This is a genomic window from Variovorax nivicola (genome assembly GCF_051216475.1).
Lineage (GTDB): Bacteria > Pseudomonadota > Gammaproteobacteria > Burkholderiales > Burkholderiaceae_C > Variovorax.
The window spans coordinates 1,407,626-1,425,701 of the sequence record NZ_JBPJZK010000001.1 but is presented as its reverse complement, the minus strand read 5'-3'; the positions used below and the strand labels follow the sequence as shown (position 1 = coordinate 1,425,701).

The window sequence follows — 18,076 nt, the reverse complement described above, 5'->3', positions numbered from 1 at the left end:
CGAGTTTAGGTGAAGCCCCTCTCGGAAGCGATGCGGGGCTGCCGTGGAATGAGCTTGGTAATGGTTGCGGGATGGTTGCCGTCCGGATCAGTGTGTTGTCATAAATATCACATTAAGAAATCGTCACGCACTATTTGAAATCCCGATGTTTCTATGAGAAACTCCGCCGCGCTGATCCCATAGCGCACTAAATTACCGCCACAGCCCTAAAAGGAGAGACAAGCATGTCGGCAAATCCCGAGAACCTGTTCGGCTCGGCCGCAAACGATGCGGACGCCCAGGAAACCCGTGAATGGATGGATGCACTGTCCTCCGTCATCCAGAGCGAGGGTCCGGAGCGGGCCCACTTCCTTCTCGAGCAACTGCTCGAACATGCCCGCCAGAACACGGTCGACATGCCGTTCTCGGCCAACACCGGCTATGTCAACACCATCGAGCCCTCGCAGGAGGCTCGCAGCCCCGGCAATCTCGAGATCGAACAGCGCCTGCGCGCCTACATGCGCTGGAACGCAATGGCCATGGTGGTCAAGGCCAACCGCCACCATCCGGCCGAAGGCGGCGACCTGGGTGGCCACATCGGCTCCTTCGCCTCGCTGGCCAGCATGTTCGGCGCCGGCTTCAACCACTTCTGGCACGCCGAGAGCGAAAACCACGGCGGCGACCTGCTCTACATCCAGGGCCACGTTTCTCCCGGCATCTATGCCCGCGCCTACCTCGAAGGCCGCCTCTCCGAAGAGCAACTGCTCAACTTCCGCCAGGAAGTGGACGGCAAGGGCCTGTCGAGCTACCCGCACCCCAAGCTGATGCCGGAGTTCTGGCAGTTCCCTACCGTGTCGATGGGTCTTGGCCCGCTGATGGCGATCTACCAGGCGCGCTTCCTCAAGTACCTGCATGCACGCGGCATCGCCAACACCGAGAACCGCAAGGTGTGGGTGTTCTGCGGCGACGGTGAAATGGACGAGGTCGAATCGCTGGGCGCCATCGGCCTCGCAGCGCGCGAGAACCTCGACAACCTGATCTTCGTCATCAACTGCAATCTGCAGCGCCTGGACGGCCCGGTGCGCGGCAACGGCAAGATCATCCAGGAGCTCGAAGGCGAGTTCCGTGGCGCCAACTGGAACGTCGTCAAGCTGATCTGGGGCAAGGGCTGGGACGCCCTGCTCGAAAAGGACCATGACGGCGCGCTGCGCAAGATCATGATGGAGTGCAACGACGGCGACTACCAGTCGTTCAAGGCCAACGACGGCGCCTACGTCCGCAAGAACTTCTTCGGCCGTGACCCGCGCACGCTGAAGATGGTCGAGCACCTGACCGACGACGAGGTCTGGAACCTCCAGCGCGGCGGTCACGACTCGCAGAAGGTGTTTGCCGCCTTCCACTCCGCCCAGAACCACACCGGCCAGCCCACTGTGCTGCTCGTCAAGACCGTCAAGGGCTTCGGCATGGGCAAGATCGGCGAGGGCAAGAACACGGTCCACCAGACCAAGAAGCTCAGCGACGAGGACATCAAGGCCTTCCGCGACCGCTTCAACATCCCGATCCCCGACAGCCAGATTGCCGAGCTGCCGTTCTACAAGCCGGCCGACGACACGCCGGAAATGCGCTATCTGCACGAGCGCCGCAAGGCCCTGGGCGGCTACCTGCCGCACCGCCGCGTCAAGGCCGACGAGAGCTTCACGGTGCCGTCGCTCGACACCTTCAAGGCGGTGATGGAGCCCACGGCCGAAGGCCGCGAGATCTCGACCACGCAGGCCTACGTGCGCTTCCTCACGCAGCTGCTGCGCGACAAGGCGCTGGGCCCGCGCGTGGTGCCGATCCTCGTGGACGAGGCGCGCACCTTCGGCATGGAAGGCCTGTTCCGCCAGATCGGCATCTACAACCCGCATGGCCAGCAGTACACCCCGGTCGATAAAGACCAGGTCATGTACTACAAGGAAGACAAGGCTGGCCAGATCCTGCAGGAAGGCATCAACGAAGCCGGCGGCATGTCGAGCTGGATCGCGGCGGCCACGTCGTACAGCACGAACAACCGCATCATGGTGCCGTTCTACGTGTACTACTCGATGTTCGGCTTCCAGCGCATCGGCGACTTGGCCTGGGCGGCCGGCGACATGCAGGCCCGCGGCTTCCTGCTCGGCGGCACCTCGGGGCGCACCACGCTGAACGGCGAAGGCCTGCAGCACGAAGACGGTCACAGCCACATCCTGGCCAACACCATTCCGAACTGCGTGAGCTACGACCCGACCTTCGCGCATGAAGTCGGCGTCATCCTGCACCATGGCCTCAAGCGCATGGTCGAAAAGCAGGACAACGTCTACTACTACCTGACGCTGCTCAACGAGAACTACGCAATGCCTGGCCTGCAGCCCGGTACCGAAGAGCAGATCATCAAGGGCATGTACCTGTCGAAGCAGGGTCCCGCGCTCAAGGCCAAGGCACCCACGGTGCAACTGCTGGGCAGCGGCACCATCCTGCGCGAAAGCTTTGCCGCGCAAGAGCTGCTCGAAAAGGACTGGGGCGTGTCGGCTTCCGTGTGGAGCTGCCCGAGCTTCAACGAGCTCACCCGCGACGGCCAGGACGCCGACCGCTGGAACCTGCTGCACCCCGACCAGACGCCGCGCGTGCCCTTCGTGGCCGAGCAGCTCGGGGCCTCGACCGGCCCGGTGGTCGCATCGACCGACTACATGAAGGCCTATGCCGAGCAGATCCGCCCCTTCATCCCGAAGGGCCGCACCTACAAGGTGCTCGGCACCGATGGCTTCGGCCGCAGCGACTTCCGCAACAAGCTGCGCGAGCACTTCGAGATCAACCGCCACTACATCGTGGTGGCCGCGCTCAAGGCGCTGAGCGAAGATGGCACCGTGCCGGTGGCCAAGGTGGTGGAAGCGATCAAGAAGTACGGCATCAATGTCGACAAGGTCAACCCGCTTTACGCTTGAACATCAACAACCAACGAACGAACGGCGCCTTACGGCGGGAGACAACGATATGGCAGCAGTGGAAGTGAAGGTGCCGGACATCGGCGATTTCGATGAAGTCGCGGTGATCGAGGTGCTCGTGAAGGTGGGCGACACGGTCAAGGCCGAACAGTCGCTCATCACGGTCGAATCGGACAAGGCGTCGATGGAAATCCCGTCGTCCACGGCCGGTGTGGTCAAGGAACTGAAGGTCGAAGTCGGCAGCAAGGTGAAGGAGGGCTCGGTGGTGCTCGTGCTCGAGGCCGAGGGAGCGGGTGCTGCGGCAGCCCCGGCCCCTGCGCCTGCAGCGGCTCCCGCAGCCGCAGCGCCGGCCGCTGCAGCGCCCGCGCCGGCTCCTGCTGCCGCCCCGGCAGCCTCGGGCCCGGTCGAGATCAAGGTGCCGGACATCGGCGATTTCAAGGACGTCGCCGTCATTGAAGTGCTCGTGAAGCCGGGCGACGCGATCAAGGTCGAACAGTCGCTGATCACGGTGGAGTCGGACAAGGCCTCGATGGAGATTCCGTCGTCGGCTGCCGGCGTGCTCAAGGAGCTCAAGGTCAAGGTGGGCGACACGGTCAACATCGGTGACTTGATCGCCGTGCTCGAAGGTGCTGCCGGCGCTGCTGCCCCGGCGCCAGCACAGGCTGCGGCTGCCGCACCGGCAACTGCAACCGCCAGTGCGCCCGCGCCGGCCGCTGCATCGGCGCCTGCTGCAGCCGCCCCGGCTCATCAGCCGACGGTCGCGCCCAGCGCCAGCCTGCCGCACGCCTCGCCCTCGGTGCGCAAGTTCGCCCGCGAACTCGGCGTGCCGCTCGAAGAGGTCAAGGGCTCCGGTCCCAAGGGCCGCATCACGCAGGAAGACGTCCAGAGCTTCACCAAGGCCGTGATGAGCGGCCAGGCCAGCACCAAGGCCTCGGCGGCCAAGGTGCCGGCAGGTGGCGGCGCCGACGGTGCGGCACTGGGCCTCATTCCGTGGCCGAAGGTCGACTTCACCAAGTTCGGCACTGTCGAGCGCAAGGACCTCTCGCGCATCAAGAAGCTCAGCGGCGCGAACCTGCACCGCAACTGGGTGATGATTCCGCACGTCACCAACAACGACGAAGCCGACATCACCGAGCTCGAAGCCTTCCGCGTCTCCACCAACAAGGAGAACGAGAAGTCGGGCGTCAAGGTCACGATGCTGGCCTTCGTGATCAAGGCGGTGGTTTCGGCGCTGAAGAAGTTTCCCGACTTCAACGCCAGCCTCGACGGCGACCAGCTGGTCTACAAGCAGTACTTCCACATCGGCTTCGCGGCCGACACGCCCAACGGCCTCGTGGTGCCTGTGCTCAAGGATGCCGACAAGAAGGGCATCCTGCAGATCAGCGCCGAGATGGGCGAACTCGCCAAGAAAGCGCGCGACGGCAAGCTCGGTTCGGCCGACATGCAGGGCGGCTGCTTCTCGATCAGCTCGCTCGGCGGCATCGGTGGCACGCACTTCACGCCCATCATCAACGCTCCTGAAGTGGCCATCCTCGGCCTCTCCAAGGGCCAGATGAAGCCGGTGTGGGACGGCAAGCAGTTCGTGCCGCGTCTCACGCTGCCGCTGTCGCTGTCGTACGACCACCGCGTGATCGACGGCGCCCTGGCTGCGCGTTTCAACGCCTACCTGGGGCAAGTGCTCGCGGACTACCGTCGAATCCTGCTATGACCACGGTAGTGGCCGTCCGCAAGGGCGGCCAGGTCACGATGGCAGCCGATTCTCTGGTGACCTTCGGCGACACGCGGCTTTCGCACCGCGCCGAGGCGAACCAGAAGATCTTCACCGTCGAGGACGCGGCGGGGCAGAGCCTGTTCGCGGTGGCCGGTGCCGCCGCGCACTTCCTGGTGCTGCAGCATGCGCTGGCCGCGCAACCGCGCGAGCAGCTGATGTTCGGCAGCAAGCACGAGATCTTTCGCACCTTCACGATGCTGCATCCGGTGCTGAAGGACACGTTCTTCATGCAGACCAAGGAAGACGAGCACGAGCCCTACGAGTCGAGCCAGTTCACGATGCTGATGGCCAACCAGAGCGGCATCTATGGCATCTACAGCTACCGCGAGGTGTTCGAGTTCAAGGAGTTCTGGGCCATCGGCTCGGGACGCAGCTTTGCACTCGGCGCCATGCACGCGGCCTATGACATCAAGTCGCGCAACTCGCGCGACGTGGCGGAGGCAGGCATTGCCGCCGCCTGCGAATTCGATCGCAATTCGGCCCCGCCGGTCGACGTTCTCACACTCAAACTGAAAGTGTCCAAATGAGCGAACAACAAATCAAGGTGCCCGATATCGGCGACTTCGACGAAGTCGCGGTGATCGAGGTGCTGGTCAATGTCGGAGACACGGTCAAGGCCGAGCAGTCGCTGATCACGGTCGAATCGGACAAGGCCTCGATGGAGATTCCGTCGTCCGCCGCCGGCGTGGTGAAGGCGCTGGCCGTGAAGGTGGGCGACAAGGTCAAGGAAGGCTCGGTCGTGCTGACGCTGGAGGTGAGTGGCGCAGCGGCGCCCGCGCCCGCAGCGGCGGCGCCTGCGCCAGCGGCTGCAGCCCCGGCGCTGAAGGCGGCTGCTCCGGTGGCAGCACCTGTGGCATCCAGCTACGGCGGCAAGGTCGATGTCGAGTGCGACGTGATCGTGCTCGGCGCCGGCCCCGGCGGTTATTCGGCCGCCTTCCGCGCGGCCGACCTCGGCCTGAAGGTCGTGCTGATCGAGCGCTACGCCACCCTCGGCGGCGTGTGCCTGAACGTCGGCTGCATCCCGTCGAAGGCGCTGCTGCACGTGGCTTCCGTCATGGACGAGGTCAAGCACTTCGCCGACCTTGGCGTCAGCTTTGCCGCGCCCACGGTCGACCGTGCCAAGCTGCTCGGCCACAAGAACAAGGTGGTGGGCAAGCTCACCGGCGGCCTCACGGCCATGGCCAAGATGCGCAAGGTGACGGTGCTGCGCGGTGTCGGTAACTTCATCGACCCGTACCACATCGAGGTCGAAGAAACCTCCGGTACCAGCTGGGACACCACGGGCAGCAAGCAGACCGTGAAGTTCCGCAACGCGATCATCGCGGCCGGTTCGCAGTCGGTGAGCCTGCCCTTCATGCCGAAAGACCCGCGCGTGGTCGATTCGACCGGTGCGCTCGAGATGGGCACCGACCCCAAGCGCATGCTGGTGCTGGGCGGCGGCATCATCGGCCTTGAAATGGGCACGGTGTATTCCACGCTGGGCGCGCGCCTGGACGTGGTTGAAATGCTCGATGGCCTGATGCAGGGCGCCGACCGCGACCTCGTGAAGGTCTGGCAGAAGATGAACGCGCCGCGCTTCGACAACATCATGCTCAAGACCAAGACGGTCGGCGCCGAAGCAACGAAGGAGGGCATCAAGGTCACCTTCGAGGGCGAGCAAGCACCGAAGGAGCCGCAGGTGTACGACCTGGTGCTGCAGGCCGTGGGCCGCAGCCCCAACGGCAAGAAGATCGGTGCCGAGAAGGCTGGCGTGGCCGTGAGCGACCGTGGCTTCATTCCGGTCGACATCCAGATGCGAACCAACGTGCCCCACATCTTCGCCATCGGCGACATAGTGGGCCAGCCCATGCTGGCGCACAAGGCGGTGCATGAGGCGCATGTGGCGGCCGAAGTCATTGCCGGCGAGCAGAAGGGCGACAAGGAGCTCTCGAGCGCGGCGTTCAACGCCCGCGTGATCCCGAGCGTGGCCTACACCGACCCCGAGGTGGCGTGGGTCGGCCTGACCGAAGACCAGGCAAAGGCCGAAGGCATCAAGATCAAGAAGGGCCACTTCCCGTGGACGGCCTCGGGCCGAGCCATTGCCAACGGCCGCGACGAAGGCTTCACCAAGCTGCTGTTCGATGCCGAGACGCATCGCATCCTTGGCGGCGGCATCGTCGGCACGCATGCCGGCGACATGATCGGAGAGATCGCGTTGGCCATCGAGATGGGCGCGGACGAGATCGACATCGGCAAGACCATTCACCCGCACCCGACGCTGGGCGAAAGCATCGGCATGGCGGCGGAAGTGGCGCACGGCACTTGTACCGATCTGCCGCCTGCGAAGAAGGGCTGACAAGACACAAGGGCGCTGCTGATCGAGCGCCCATGAAAAATCCCGCCTAGGCGGGATTTTTTTCGTTCTGAGTTCGGGGGAGGGCTCAGTTGCCGGTATTGGCGACGGCCGCAGCCTTCACTTCATCCGTCGGGCCGCCCAGCACGCGGCGGGCGCCGTCGAAGCGGCGTTGCCAGTAGCTGCCGTTCATGTCTTCCACGCGAACCTGGGCGCCGGAGCGGGGCGAGTGGATGAACTTGCCTTCGCCGACATAGATGCCGACATGGCTGAAGGCGCGGCGCATGGTGTTGAAGAACACGAGGTCGCCGGGCTTGAGCTGGCTGGCGTCGATCTTCTCGGTGGCGGCGGCTTGCTCTTCGGCGCGGCGCGGGAGCATGTGGCCGACCGTCTGGTTGTACATGGCGCGGACGAAGCCGCTGCAATCAAAGCCTGATTCGGCGGTGTTGCCGCCGCGGCGATAGGGGACGCCGAGGAAACCAATGGCGGTCACCACCAAGTCGGAAGTGCGCTCGGTGACAGTTTGGCGAACCTGCTTGAGCTGTCCGATGATGCCTTTGTCGGCGAGCATTCGCGCCAACTCGTCATCGGTTTTTTCCTGTTGGGGGGCCGCATGGACAGCGACGGCAAATAGGAGGGACGCGGGTAGGACGAAAAAACGCATGGCGCGTAGGATATTGATGACGCGCGGTTATGTCAATTTAATCAGAATTAGCGAATGCATCTGTAAGTCATTGATTTACATGAAAAATTTCGACACGGCCAAAGAAAAAATGTAACGGTGAACGTTTATTGGCCATAAGTGGTTGACCGCGAATGGGCCCTCGGGTCTCGGGTGAACAGACAATCAAGCTGGATTCGGTTGCTATTTCTCGCCAAGATCGTCGCAACTACCCGGAAAAGTCATGAACTTGCAGATTCAGCCGTCCTTTTTCCTTGTTTGCCGCCTTGCGGTGGTTGCCGCACTGGGTTTTTGTGTCAATGCCATGGCGCAGATGCGCCCCGAAACGATAGCCGCAGGCCTCGAAAACCCTTGGGGTGTCACCTTTTTGCCGGGCGGTCGATTCGTGGTGACAGAGCGGCCCGGCCGTCTCCGTTTGATCGGTGCGGACGGGAAGATCGGTGCACCCATCGCGGGTTTGCCTCCCATCGCAGCGGGCGGTCAGGGCGGCTTGCTCGACGTGCTAGCCGACTCAGGCTTCGAGAAAAACCGCGCGCTGTACTTTTGCTTTTCCGAACCTGATGCTGGCGGCTCCGCCAATAGCACGGCGCTGGCCCGCGCCAACCTGTCTGCCGACGGCAGGAAGCTCGAAGACCTGAAGATCATCTTCAGCCAGCAGCCCAAGGTGGCGAGCCGCAATCACTTCGGCTGCCGCATCGTCGAGGCGCGCGACGGCACGCTGTTCCTTACGCTCGGCGACCGTTTCAGCCGCAAGGAAGATGCACAGAAGCTCGACAACCACCTCGGCAAGATCGTGCGCATCGGCAAGGACGGCACGGCGCCCAAAGACAACCCCTTCATCGGCAAGGCGGGCGCGTTGCCCGAAATCTGGAGCTACGGCCACCGCAACGGGCAGGGCGCCACGCTCGCGCCCGACGGTCGTTTCTGGATGACCGAGCATGGCCCGCAGGGCGGCGACGAAATCAACATCCCGCAGGCCGGCCGCAACTACGGCTGGCCCGTGATCACCTACGGCGAGAACTACGGCGGCGGCAAGATCGGCGACGGCATCACCGCCAAGGACGGCATGGAGCAGCCGCTGCACTACTGGGTGCCGTCGATCGCGCCGTCCGGCATGGCGTTTCTGACGAGCGACCGCTACGGCGCGGCCTGGAAGGGCAATCTGTTCGTGGGTTCGCTCAAGTTCGGCTATCTCGACCGCATCGAATTGAAGGGCGGCAAGGTGGTGGCCGAGCACAAGCTGCTGGCTGAAGGTCGTGCCCGCATCCGCGACGTGAAGCAGGGGCCCGACGGATTGCTCTATGTGTTGACCGACGAGGCCGACGGCAAGTTGCTGCGCCTGCGGCCGAACTGAGGCGCGGCGCTTGCATTCAGCCGGGGCAACCCGGCAGCGGCAGGGTGGGCAGCATGCGGCGCCAGAGGCGCGTCCATTCGGGCCAGTCGTGGCCGCCCTCGGTCGTGAATACGCGCTCGGCCGGCAATACGTCCGCGAGCAGCCGGTTGCTGAAGGCAAAGCGGTCGTCGAGGCCGTAGCCCAGGTAGAGCGGCGGCCGGGCGCTCGCCGTGTGCGTGAAGCCCGCGTAGCCGCGCAGCCATTGCCAGAGCTGTGTTTCGTTGGGCGTGCGGGGAGGGCTCTCGGCCGGATCGACGAGCGGGCCGTTCCACCTGGCAAGGCCGCCGGCATTGGCGATGTCCGTGCCGAGCACGCGCTCGCCGAGGTAGGGCGCGTGCGTCACCAGCCCCGCAAGCTCGCCGGGGTGCGTCTGCGCATAGAGCATTCCGCCGAAGCCGCCGAGAGAAATGCCGACGAACCAGATGTGGCGGTAACCCTGGCTGCGCGCCGGCGCCATCACGTCGGCGCTCAGGCGCTCGAGGATGGTCTTGTTGTTGTAGTAGCCGAGGTGGGCGTCGACCAGCATCACGTCCGCCGCGATGCGGTTCTCGCGGACGGCGCGGACGAAGCCCTCGCGCTCGAACTCTTCGGGCGTCGAGTACGCGCCGGGGAGCATCACCAGCAGCGTGTCGACATCGTTGCGTGCGCAGCTGCTCTTTTCGAGCGAGGTCGTCATCGGCACCGTGGCCTTGCGCACGCCGCCGCAGGCCACGACGAGCAGCGCGGTACCCACGCCCAGCGCCGCCAGGCACAGCCGCTTCGAGAAGAACTTCATCGGCCGGAGTCTAGGCGCGCCGCGATGCCGGCAGGTCGACCATCACGGGTTGCCCGGGCGTGGCGCAGCCGGTGTCGCAGCATTTGCCGGGCTGGCGGTTGCGGGTGATGGCACGGCCCGGGTCGTGCGGCGCGGCGGCGGGCGAGCCGTCGGCCGCGATGCCGCGTTCGAGGATGCGTTCGACCAGCTCGACCTTGGAGCCGACCGGGTAGTTGCGCCAGATCTCCTGCTTCATGGCCGCGGGTGAGCCGCCGCCGTGCAGGCTGATCACGCTGTACCAGCCACCCTGGTAGCCGGCCGTCAGGTCTTCGATGAAGCGGGCCGTTTCGATGCGCTGCTCGTAGGGAATGGCCGGGTTGGCCCGCAGCACGTCCGACAGGCGGGCGGCGGTCTCGGGGTTGTGGTCTTCGTCGGGGCCGGGGAGGGTGACGATCAGCCCGCCGCTCACGTAGTGCGCGATGCGGTGCATGTCGTAGATCTTCGTGGCCAGCAGCAGCTTGCCGATGTTGCTGAACACCGCATCGGGCATGAAGACGTCGCAGTGCTCGTCGGCCTTGCCGTAGACGCTGGCGGCCACGCCGCAGGCGAAGAAACTCTCGGTGATGGTGATGAGCTCGACCATCTGCTCGCGCAGGTGGCTTTCCTTGCCCGGGTCGAAGCCGTTGGCCTCGCACATCAGCGCGCCGGCGCCGATCAGCAGGTCGCCGAAGCCGGCGCGCGCGCCGATGCAGCTGTGGCGGTGGTGCGTGGCGTAGCTGTAGGTCAGGTGGCCGGAGTGCTCCCACTCGCCGGCGTAGAACACGCGCTCCCACGGCACGAAGACCTTGTCGAACATGCACACGCCGGTGCTCTGGCCGTACTTGCGGCTGAAAAGTGCGTCGCCGTGCTCGAGCTTTTCGCCGGGGCGGCCTGCCGGCCGGGCGACGATGGTGAGGCCTGGTGCGTCCAGTGGCACGGCGCAGCAGACGGCGAAATCGGCATCCTCCTTGCCCATGTTGCGGCAGGGCATGACCAGCAGTTCGTGCACGTAGGGAGCGCCAGTCACGATCGCCTTGGTGCCCGAGATGACGATGCCGCGCGCGTTGCGCTCCACCACGTGAAGGTAGCTGTCGACGTTGGCCTGCTCGTGCGGCCGGCGGCTGCGGTCGCCCTTGGCGTCGGTCATGGCCACGCCCAGCGTCAGGTCCTGGTCCTGCACGCGGTGCAGGTAGTCGTGGAAGCGGGCGGTGTGCTCGGTGCTGCCGCGGGCGTCGTCGATGCGGGCCGACACCTGGGCGATGGCGTTGAGCGCATCGTGCGTCAGGTAGCGCTGGGCGCAGCCCGTTTCCTGGCACACCAGCCGCACGGCTTCGAGCTTGTTGAGCAGGTCGCCGGCGCTCGTGTTGATGTGGGACAGCCGGTTGACCCGCTTGCCGCTGGTGTGCTGCACGGCGGTCATCAGCGGCTCGTATTCCTTCTTCAGGGCGTAGTCGTAGGTGAGGGCGATGGCATTGATGCCGGGCTGGAAGGCCGGCTCGTCGGCCACGCTGTCGACGCGGCGGCCGTCTACGAAGACGTTGGGGCGGTAGCGGCGCAGCGACTCGCGGTAGTCGGCGCCGGACATGAGGGTGGCTCTGGGAAGCGGGGCGTTCATCGTGTTTGTCTCCTGGGTTTTGGTCTAAATTTAAACATCGTTCAATTTTTCAATCAACGATTAAAAAATCGGATGATCGATCAATCCGGAGGCTATAGTCCCGCCCATGCACGCCAAGCTCCAACGCCGCCAGGCGCTTACCGACGCCCGCCGCACGCTCGTGCTCGACGCCGCTCGCGCAGTCTTCCTGGAGGCCGGCATCGAGGGCGCGAGCATTCGCGAAATTGCCCGCAAGGCTGGCTACACGCCAGGCGCCATCTATTCTTACTTCGAGAGCAAGGAGGCGATCTACGCGGCCTTGCTCGGCGAATCGATCCAGCGCTTGCAAGCTGCCGTGGCCGATGCCCCCGTGTCGCCGGACCGCCCCGACCAGACGCTCGCCGCCAGGGCGCAGGCGTGGTTCGACTTCTACGCCGCGAACCCGCGCGAACTCGACCTGGGCTTCTATCTGGTGCAGGGCATGCGCCCGCGCGGCCTGACCAGCGAACTCGATCACGAACTGAACGACCACCTCTACCAGGCCTTGCGCCCGTGCGAAGAGGCGCTACAGGCAATGGGGCTCAACGCAGACGGCGCCCTGCAGGAAAACACTTCGCTGTTCGCGCACGGCGTCGGCCTGCTGCTGATGCAGCACACCGGGCGCATCCGCTTGTTCAGGCAGTCGGCCAATGCGCTGTTCAAAGCTTACGTGGCGCAACTCGTGCAGCGCATCGATGGCGGCCCGCGCCAAGCCGGTCTTTTCGGTGGTACGGTTCAGCCCAATTCAACCGATACCTGAAAGAAACTGTTCATGCTGCTCGACGCCTCGCTATCCCAACTCGTTCTGGTCGACTACCAGGCGCGGCTGATGCCGGCGATCTTCGAGGGGGAGGCGGTCGCGCAGAACGCGGTGCGGCTCGGCAAGATGGCGCGGCTGTTCCAGATGCCGGTGTTTGGCACCGAGCACAACCCCTCCAGTCTGGGCGAGAACCTGCCCGACATTCGCGCGCTGTGCCAGCGCACCCTGTCAAAGATGCACTTCAGCGGCGTGGAAGAGGGCTTGGGCGAGTGGCTGCGCGTGCCGGCCAAGGCGCCGCAGGGCAATGCCCGCAGCCTGCCCAAGCATCTGCAGAAGCCCGCTGCCGCCGTCGAAGAGCGCAACACCATCGTGATTGCCGGCTGCGAAGCCCACGTCTGCCTGCTGCAGACCGCGCTCGACCTGCTGGAAGACGAATTCGAAGTCTGGGTCGTCACCGATGCCTGCAGTTCGCGCACCGAGCGCAACCGCGATGCCGCCTTCGACCGGCTGGCCGGCGCCGGCGCCGAACTTGTGACGACCGAGATGGTCGGCTTCGAGTGGCTGCGCACGGCGGAGCATCCCGCGTTTCCTGAATTGCTTTCGCTCGTCCGGTAACCGGACCGCAGGCCTTGCAGCCTGCTGCGACAGGGGCTCGGCCGGATTGTTCCGGCCGTCAGCTTGCTGCAAGATCGGTCTCCATAATTATGAATTCAGTTTTGGCGTTGCCGCCGGAGCCGAATACATACAAGGAGACAAATCCAGATGAGCCGCTACGAAGAGTTCTATCGCCAATCCGTCGACGCGCCCGAGGCCTTCTGGGCCGAGCAGGCGAAGCTGATCGACTGGCAGGCGCCCGCGCAACAGATCCTCGACGCCAGCCAGCCACCCTTCGCGCGCTGGTTCGTGGGCGGCACGACCAACCTCTGCCACAACGCCATCGACCGGCACCTGGCGGCGCGGGGCGACCAGCCCGCGCTGATCTTCGTTTCCACCGAAACCGGCGTCGAGAAGAGCTACAGCTTCACCGAACTGCATGCCGAGGTGCAGCGCACTGCCGCCAGCCTGGTCGAACTGGGTGTGGGCAAGGGCGACCGCGTGCTCATCTACATGCCGATGATTCCGGAGGCCGCCTTCGCGATGCTGGCCTGCGCGCGCATCGGCGCCGTCCACTGCGTGGTGTTCGGCGGCTTCGCAAGCGGCTCGCTGGCCACGCGCATCGAGGACGCCGAGCCCAAGGTGATCGTGAGCGCCGATGCCGGCTCGCGCGGCGGCAAGGTCATCGCATACAAGCCGCTGCTCGACGAGGCGATCCGGCTGTCGAAGCACAAGCCTGCGGCGGTGTTGCTGACCGACCGCGGGCTCGCACCGATGGAGCTGACGGCCGGCCGCGACCATCTCGCCGCCGAACTGCGCCGCAAGCACTTCGACGCCAAGGTGCCCTGCGCGTGGCTCGCCTCCACCGACATCAGCTACACCATCTACACGAGCGGCACCACCGGCAAGCCCAAGGGAGTGCAGCGCGACGTGGGCGGCTATGCGGTCGCGCTGGCCGCGAGCATGAAGCACATCTTCGACGGCCGGCCCGGGGAAACCTATTTCTCGACCAGCGACATCGGCTGGGTGGTGGGCCACAGCTACATCGTCTACGGCCCGCTGATCGCCGGCATGGCGACGATCATGTACGAGGGCCTGCCCACGCAGGGCATCGACCGGCAGCCCGATGGCGGCATCTGGTGGCGCCTCGTCGAGAAGTACAAGGTCACGGTGATGTTCAGTGCACCCACGGCCGTGCGCGTGCTCAAGAGGCAAGACCCGGCACTGCTGAAAAAGTACGACTTGTCGACGTTGCGCGCGCTGTTCCTGGCCGGCGAGCCGCTCGATGAGCCGACCGCGCGCTGGATCAGTGAAGGCCTGGGCGTGCCGATCATCGACAACTACTGGCAGACCGAATCGGGCTGGCCGATGATCACGATCGCCAACGGCGTCGAAGCCAAGGCCAGCAAGTTCGGCAGCCCGGGCGTGCCGATGTATGGCTACCGCATCAAGATCCTGCACGAATCGACCGGCGAGGAGCTGACGGGCGCGAACGAGAAGGGCGTTGTCGTGGTCGAGGGGCCGACCCCGCCGGGCTTCATGCAGACCGTGTGGAAGGACGATGCGCGCTTCGTCAATACGTACTGGAAGAGCGTGCCCGGCAAGATGGTCTATTCGACCTTCGACTGGGGCATTCGCGACGAGGACGGCTATTTCTACATCCTCGGGCGCACCGACGACGTGATCAACGTGGCGGGCCACCGCCTCGGCACGCGCGAGATCGAGGAGAGCATTTCGGGCCACGCCAATGTGGCCGAAGTGGCGGTGGTCGGCGTGGCCGACGCCCTGAAGGGGCAGGTCGCGATGGCCTTCGTGGTCCCCAGGGACGGCAAGGCCGTGACCGACGCCGACGTGGCACTCAAGCTCGAGGGCGAGATCATGAAAGTAGTCGCCGACCAGCTCGGCGCCCTGGCGCGGCCGGCCCGCGTGCGCTTCGTCGGTGGCCTGCCGAAGACCCGCAGCGGCAAGTTGCTGCGCCGCGCCATCCAGGCCGTGTGCGAGCAGCGCGACCCCGGCGACCTGACCACCATCGACGACCCCGCGACGCTGCAGCAGATCAAACAGTTACTTTCTTCGGGCTGAGTGAGCGGGTCAGGGGGTTGCGAAGCCCCGCTGAACCGTCATATGGTTGACGTGGCACAATGCCAAGGTACTCAGGCCCTTCCCCAGCCACAGTCGCATCCGCCAATCGGTTCAGCCGTGTCGCGGAAGGTTTCTTAACCAGCTAGTGCTTCCTTCAGGGAAGCGAAGGTCAGCGGATCATGAGCGATTCATCGACGCCATCGGCGTATACCGCCTATCAAGGCAACACGTACCTCTTCGGCGGCAACGCGCCCTATGTCGAGGAGATGTACGAGAACTACCTCTCCAACCCCGGCAGCGTGCCCGACAACTGGCGTTCGTACTTCGACGCGTTGCAGAACGTTCCCGCTGCCGACGGCACCAACACCCGCGACGTCCCGCACCTGCCGGTCATCAACGCTTTCGCCGAACGCGCGAAGCAGGGTACGACCAAGGTCGTGCAGGCCAGCGGTGCCGACTCGGAACTCGGCCGCAAGCGCACCTCCGTCCAGCAGCTGATTGCCGCCTACCGCAACGTCGGCGCCCGCTGGGCCGACCTCGATCCGCTCAAGCGCGCCGAGCGTCCCGCCATTCCGGAACTCGAGCCCTCGTTCTACGGCTTCGCTGATGCCGACCTCGAGACGGTGTTCAACACCAGCAACACCTTCTTCGGCAAGGAGACCATGTCGCTGCGCGACCTGCTCAACGCCTTGCGCGAAACGTACTGCGGCACGATGGGTGCCGAGTACATGTACACCACCGACCAGAACCATAAGCGCTGGTGGCAGCAGCGACTCGAAGGCGCCCGCACCAATCCCAAGCTCAGCGCCGAGCAGAAGAAGCACGTGCTCAACCGCCTGACCGCGGCCGAAGGCCTCGAGCGCTTCCTGCACACCAAGTACGTCGGCCAGAAGCGCTTCTCGCTCGAAGGCGGCGAAAGCTTCATCGTCTCGATGGACGAGCTGATCAACCAGGCCGGCATCAAGGGCGTGCAGGAAATCGTGATCGGCATGGCCCACCGTGGCCGCCTGAACGTGCTGGTCAACTCGCTCGGCAAGATGCCGGCCGACCTGTTCGCCGAGTTCGATCACACCGCCCCCGAAGACCTGCCCAGCGGCGACGTCAAGTACCACCAGGGCTTCAGCTCGGACGTGACCACCCCCGGCGGCCCGGTGCACCTGAGCCTTGCGTTCAACCCCTCGCACCTTGAAATCGTGAACCCCGTGGTCGAAGGCTCGGTGCGTGCCCGCATGGACCGCCGCGCCGACCCGCTGGGCAAGCAAGTGCTGCCCGTGATCGTGCACGGCGACGCCGCCTTCGCAGGCCAGGGCGTCGTGATGGAAACGCTGGCGCTGGCCGAAACCCGTGGCTACTCCACCGGCGGCACGGTGCACATCGTCATCAACAACCAGATCGGCTTCACCACCAGCGACCCGCGCGACAGCCGCTCGACGCTGTACTGCACCGACATCGTCAAGATGATCGAAGCACCGGTGCTGCACGTGAACGGCGACGACCCCGAAGCCGTGGTGCTCGCCACCCAACTGGCGCTGGACTTCCGCATGGAATTCCAGAAGGACGTGGTCGTCGACATCATCTGCTTCCGCAAGCTGGGCCACAACGAGCAGGACACGCCTTCGCTCACCCAGCCGCTGATGTACAAGAAGATCGCCCAGCACCCCGGCACGCGCAAGCTGTACGCCGACAAGCTGGCCGCTCAAGGCCTGGGCGACACGCTCGGCGACGACATGGTCAAGGCGCAGCGCGCGGCTTTCGACGAAGGCAAGAACACGGTCGACCCCGTGCTCACCAACTTCAAGAGCAAGTACGCCGTCGACTGGAGCCCGTACCTCAACAAGAAGTGGACCGACGCCGGCGACACAGCCATTCCCTCGTCCGAGTGGAAGCGACTGGCCGAGAAGATCACCACGCCGCCGCAAGGCTTCACCGTGCATCCGCTCGTGAAGAAGGTGCTGGACGACCGCGCAGCCATGGGCCGCGGCGACGTCAACGTCGACTGGGGCATGGGCGAGCACATGGCCTTCGCCTCGCTGGTGGCCAGCGGCTACCCGGTGCGCCTGTCGGGTGAAGACTCGGGTCGCGGCACGTTCACGCACCGCCACGCCGTGCTGCACGACCAGAACCGCGAGAAGTTCGACACCGGCACCTACACGCCGCTGCAGAACGTGGCCGACAACCAGGCTCCGTTCGTCGTGATCGACTCGATCCTGTCGGAAGAAGCCGTGCTCGCGTTCGAATACGGCTACGCCTCGAACGACCCGAACACGCTCGTCATCTGGGAAGCCCAGTTCGGCGACTTCGTGAACGGCGCGCAAGTGGTGATCGACCAGTTCATCGCCTCGGGCGAAGTGAAGTGGGGCCGCGTCAACGGCATCACGATGATGCTTCCGCACGGCTACGAAGGCCAGGGCCCCGAGCACAGCTCGGCACGCCTGGAGCGCTTCATGCAGCTGAGCGCCGACACCAACATGCAAGTGGTGCAGCCGACCACGGCCAGCCAGATCTTCCACGTGCTGCGCCGCCAGATGGTGCGCAACCTGCGCAAGCCGCTGATCATCATGACGCCGAAGTCGCTGCTGCGTAACAAGGACGCGACCTCGCCGCTGTCCGAGTTCACCAAGGGCAGCTTCCAGACTGTCATTCCCGACAGCAAGGGCCTGAAGGCCGAGAAGGTCAAGCGCCTGATCGCCTGCTCGGGCAAGGTGTACTACGACCTGGCCAAGAAGCGCGAAGAACGCGGCGACGAAGACGTGGCGATCATCCGCGTCGAGCAGCTCTATCCGTTCCCGCACAAGGCATTCGCCGCCGAGATCAAGAAGTACCCCAACCTCGTCGACGTGGTCTGGTGCCAGGACGAGCCGCAGAACCAGGGCGCCTGGTTCTTCGTGCAGCACTACATCCATGAAAACATGCAGGACGGCCAGAAGCTCGGCTATTCCGGCCGTGCCGCTTCGGCATCGCCGGCGGTGGGCTACTCGCACCTGCACCAGGAACAGCAGAAGGCGCTCGTCGATGGCGCGTTTGGCAAGCTCAAGGGCTTCGTGCTGACCAAGTAAAACCAGTTTCTTTTCACACGAACACCCTGAAGAACAAAACG

At 65.0% G+C, this 18,076-nt stretch carries 12 protein-coding genes; 9 read left to right on the top strand and 3 right to left on the bottom strand.

Annotated features, from left to right (window positions below; genetic code table 11):
• The first annotated feature begins 224 nt into the window (after positions 1-224).
• Genes aceE through lpdA form a run of 4 tightly spaced genes read left to right on the top strand, consistent with a single transcriptional unit; the run spans position 225 to position 7,045 of the window.
• The gene (aceE, locus tag ACSFBF_RS06770) at positions 225-2,939 is read left to right on the top strand and encodes a pyruvate dehydrogenase (acetyl-transferring), homodimeric type (protein WP_435465547.1); all 2,715 of its coding nucleotides are present in this window, start codon (positions 225-227) and stop codon (positions 2,937-2,939) included.
• A gap of 49 nt (positions 2,940-2,988) precedes the next feature.
• A complete protein-coding gene (aceF, locus tag ACSFBF_RS06765; RefSeq protein WP_435465546.1) occupies positions 2,989-4,647 on the top strand; it encodes a dihydrolipoyllysine-residue acetyltransferase in 1,659 nt (552 codons plus the stop codon).
• Positions 4,644-5,237, top strand: a complete 594-nt coding sequence (locus tag ACSFBF_RS06760; RefSeq protein ID WP_435465545.1) for an Ntn hydrolase family protein — start codon at positions 4,644-4,646, stop codon at positions 5,235-5,237. The genes aceF and ACSFBF_RS06760 overlap by 4 nt, the downstream gene beginning before the upstream one ends.
• A complete protein-coding gene (lpdA, locus tag ACSFBF_RS06755; RefSeq protein ID WP_435465544.1) occupies positions 5,234-7,045 on the top strand; it encodes a dihydrolipoyl dehydrogenase in 1,812 nt (603 codons plus the stop codon). The genes ACSFBF_RS06760 and lpdA overlap by 4 nt, the downstream gene beginning before the upstream one ends.
• An 85-nt stretch (positions 7,046-7,130) precedes the next feature.
• Here the strand turns inward: lpdA and ACSFBF_RS06750 are convergent, their stop codons facing one another.
• Entirely contained in the window at positions 7,131-7,706 is a 576-nt protein-coding gene (locus ACSFBF_RS06750; RefSeq protein WP_093052277.1) for a C40 family peptidase, read from the bottom strand.
• Between the two features lie 322 nt (positions 7,707-8,028).
• Between ACSFBF_RS06750 and ACSFBF_RS06745 the strand changes: the two genes are divergently transcribed.
• A complete protein-coding gene (locus tag ACSFBF_RS06745; RefSeq protein ID WP_435465936.1) occupies positions 8,029-9,078 on the top strand; it encodes a PQQ-dependent sugar dehydrogenase in 1,050 nt (349 codons plus the stop codon).
• A 16-nt stretch (positions 9,079-9,094) separates the two neighbouring features.
• On the opposite strand, the gene ACSFBF_RS06740 is transcribed toward ACSFBF_RS06745, so the two are convergent.
• Both ACSFBF_RS06740 and ACSFBF_RS06735 read right to left on the bottom strand, forming a co-directional pair.
• Positions 9,095-9,892, bottom strand: coding sequence for an alpha/beta hydrolase (locus ACSFBF_RS06740; RefSeq protein WP_435465543.1), 798 nt, complete (start codon positions 9,890-9,892; stop codon positions 9,095-9,097).
• Between the two features lie 10 nt (positions 9,893-9,902).
• Positions 9,903-11,525, bottom strand: coding sequence for a 4-hydroxyphenylacetate 3-hydroxylase family protein (locus ACSFBF_RS06735; protein ID WP_435465542.1), 1,623 nt, complete (start codon positions 11,523-11,525; stop codon positions 9,903-9,905).
• A gap of 106 nt (positions 11,526-11,631) precedes the next feature.
• Here ACSFBF_RS06735 and ACSFBF_RS06730 point away from each other — a divergent pair, with 106 nt between their 5' ends.
• The 4 genes from ACSFBF_RS06730 (at position 11,632) to ACSFBF_RS06715 (ending at position 18,035) form a co-directional block, all read left to right on the top strand.
• Positions 11,632-12,303, top strand: coding sequence for a TetR/AcrR family transcriptional regulator (locus ACSFBF_RS06730; protein ID WP_435465541.1), 672 nt, complete (start codon positions 11,632-11,634; stop codon positions 12,301-12,303).
• A 12-nt stretch (positions 12,304-12,315) separates the two neighbouring features.
• Complete coding sequence (locus ACSFBF_RS06725) at positions 12,316-12,918, top strand: isochorismatase family protein (protein WP_435465540.1); 603 nt, start codon at positions 12,316-12,318, stop codon at positions 12,916-12,918.
• Positions 12,919-13,041: 123 nt separating this feature from the next.
• A complete protein-coding gene (locus ACSFBF_RS06720; RefSeq protein ID WP_435465934.1) occupies positions 13,042-14,979 on the top strand; it encodes a propionate--CoA ligase in 1,938 nt (645 codons plus the stop codon).
• Positions 14,980-15,158: 179 nt separating this feature from the next.
• On the top strand, positions 15,159-18,035 hold the full coding sequence (locus ACSFBF_RS06715; RefSeq protein WP_435465539.1) for a 2-oxoglutarate dehydrogenase E1 component: 2,877 nt from the start codon (positions 15,159-15,161) through the stop codon (positions 18,033-18,035).
• Positions 18,036-18,076: the final 41 nt, after the last annotated feature.

What these genes read in the sequence shown, in the direction of transcription:
- aceE (WP_435465547.1), top strand. Translation starts at nt 225, where the DNA reads ATGTCGGCAAATCCCGAGAACCTGTTCGGCTCGGCCGCAAACGATGCG.
- aceF (WP_435465546.1), top strand. Translation starts at nt 2,989, where the DNA reads ATGGCAGCAGTGGAAGTGAAGGTGCCGGACATCGGCGATTTCGATGAA.
- ACSFBF_RS06760 (WP_435465545.1), top strand. Translation starts at nt 4,644, where the DNA reads ATGACCACGGTAGTGGCCGTCCGCAAGGGCGGCCAGGTCACGATGGCA.
- lpdA (WP_435465544.1), top strand. Translation starts at nt 5,234, where the DNA reads ATGAGCGAACAACAAATCAAGGTGCCCGATATCGGCGACTTCGACGAA.
- ACSFBF_RS06750 (WP_093052277.1), bottom strand. Translation starts at nt 7,706, where the DNA reads ATGCGTTTTTTCGTCCTACCCGCGTCCCTCCTATTTGCCGTCGCTGTC.
- ACSFBF_RS06745 (WP_435465936.1), top strand. Translation starts at nt 8,029, where the DNA reads ATGGCGCAGATGCGCCCCGAAACGATAGCCGCAGGCCTCGAAAACCCT.
- ACSFBF_RS06740 (WP_435465543.1), bottom strand. Translation starts at nt 9,892, where the DNA reads ATGAAGTTCTTCTCGAAGCGGCTGTGCCTGGCGGCGCTGGGCGTGGGT.
- ACSFBF_RS06735 (WP_435465542.1), bottom strand. Translation starts at nt 11,525, where the DNA reads ATGAACGCCCCGCTTCCCAGAGCCACCCTCATGTCCGGCGCCGACTAC.
- ACSFBF_RS06730 (WP_435465541.1), top strand. Translation starts at nt 11,632, where the DNA reads ATGCACGCCAAGCTCCAACGCCGCCAGGCGCTTACCGACGCCCGCCGC.
- ACSFBF_RS06725 (WP_435465540.1), top strand. Translation starts at nt 12,316, where the DNA reads ATGCTGCTCGACGCCTCGCTATCCCAACTCGTTCTGGTCGACTACCAG.
- ACSFBF_RS06715 (WP_435465539.1), top strand. Translation starts at nt 15,159, where the DNA reads ATGAGCGATTCATCGACGCCATCGGCGTATACCGCCTATCAAGGCAAC.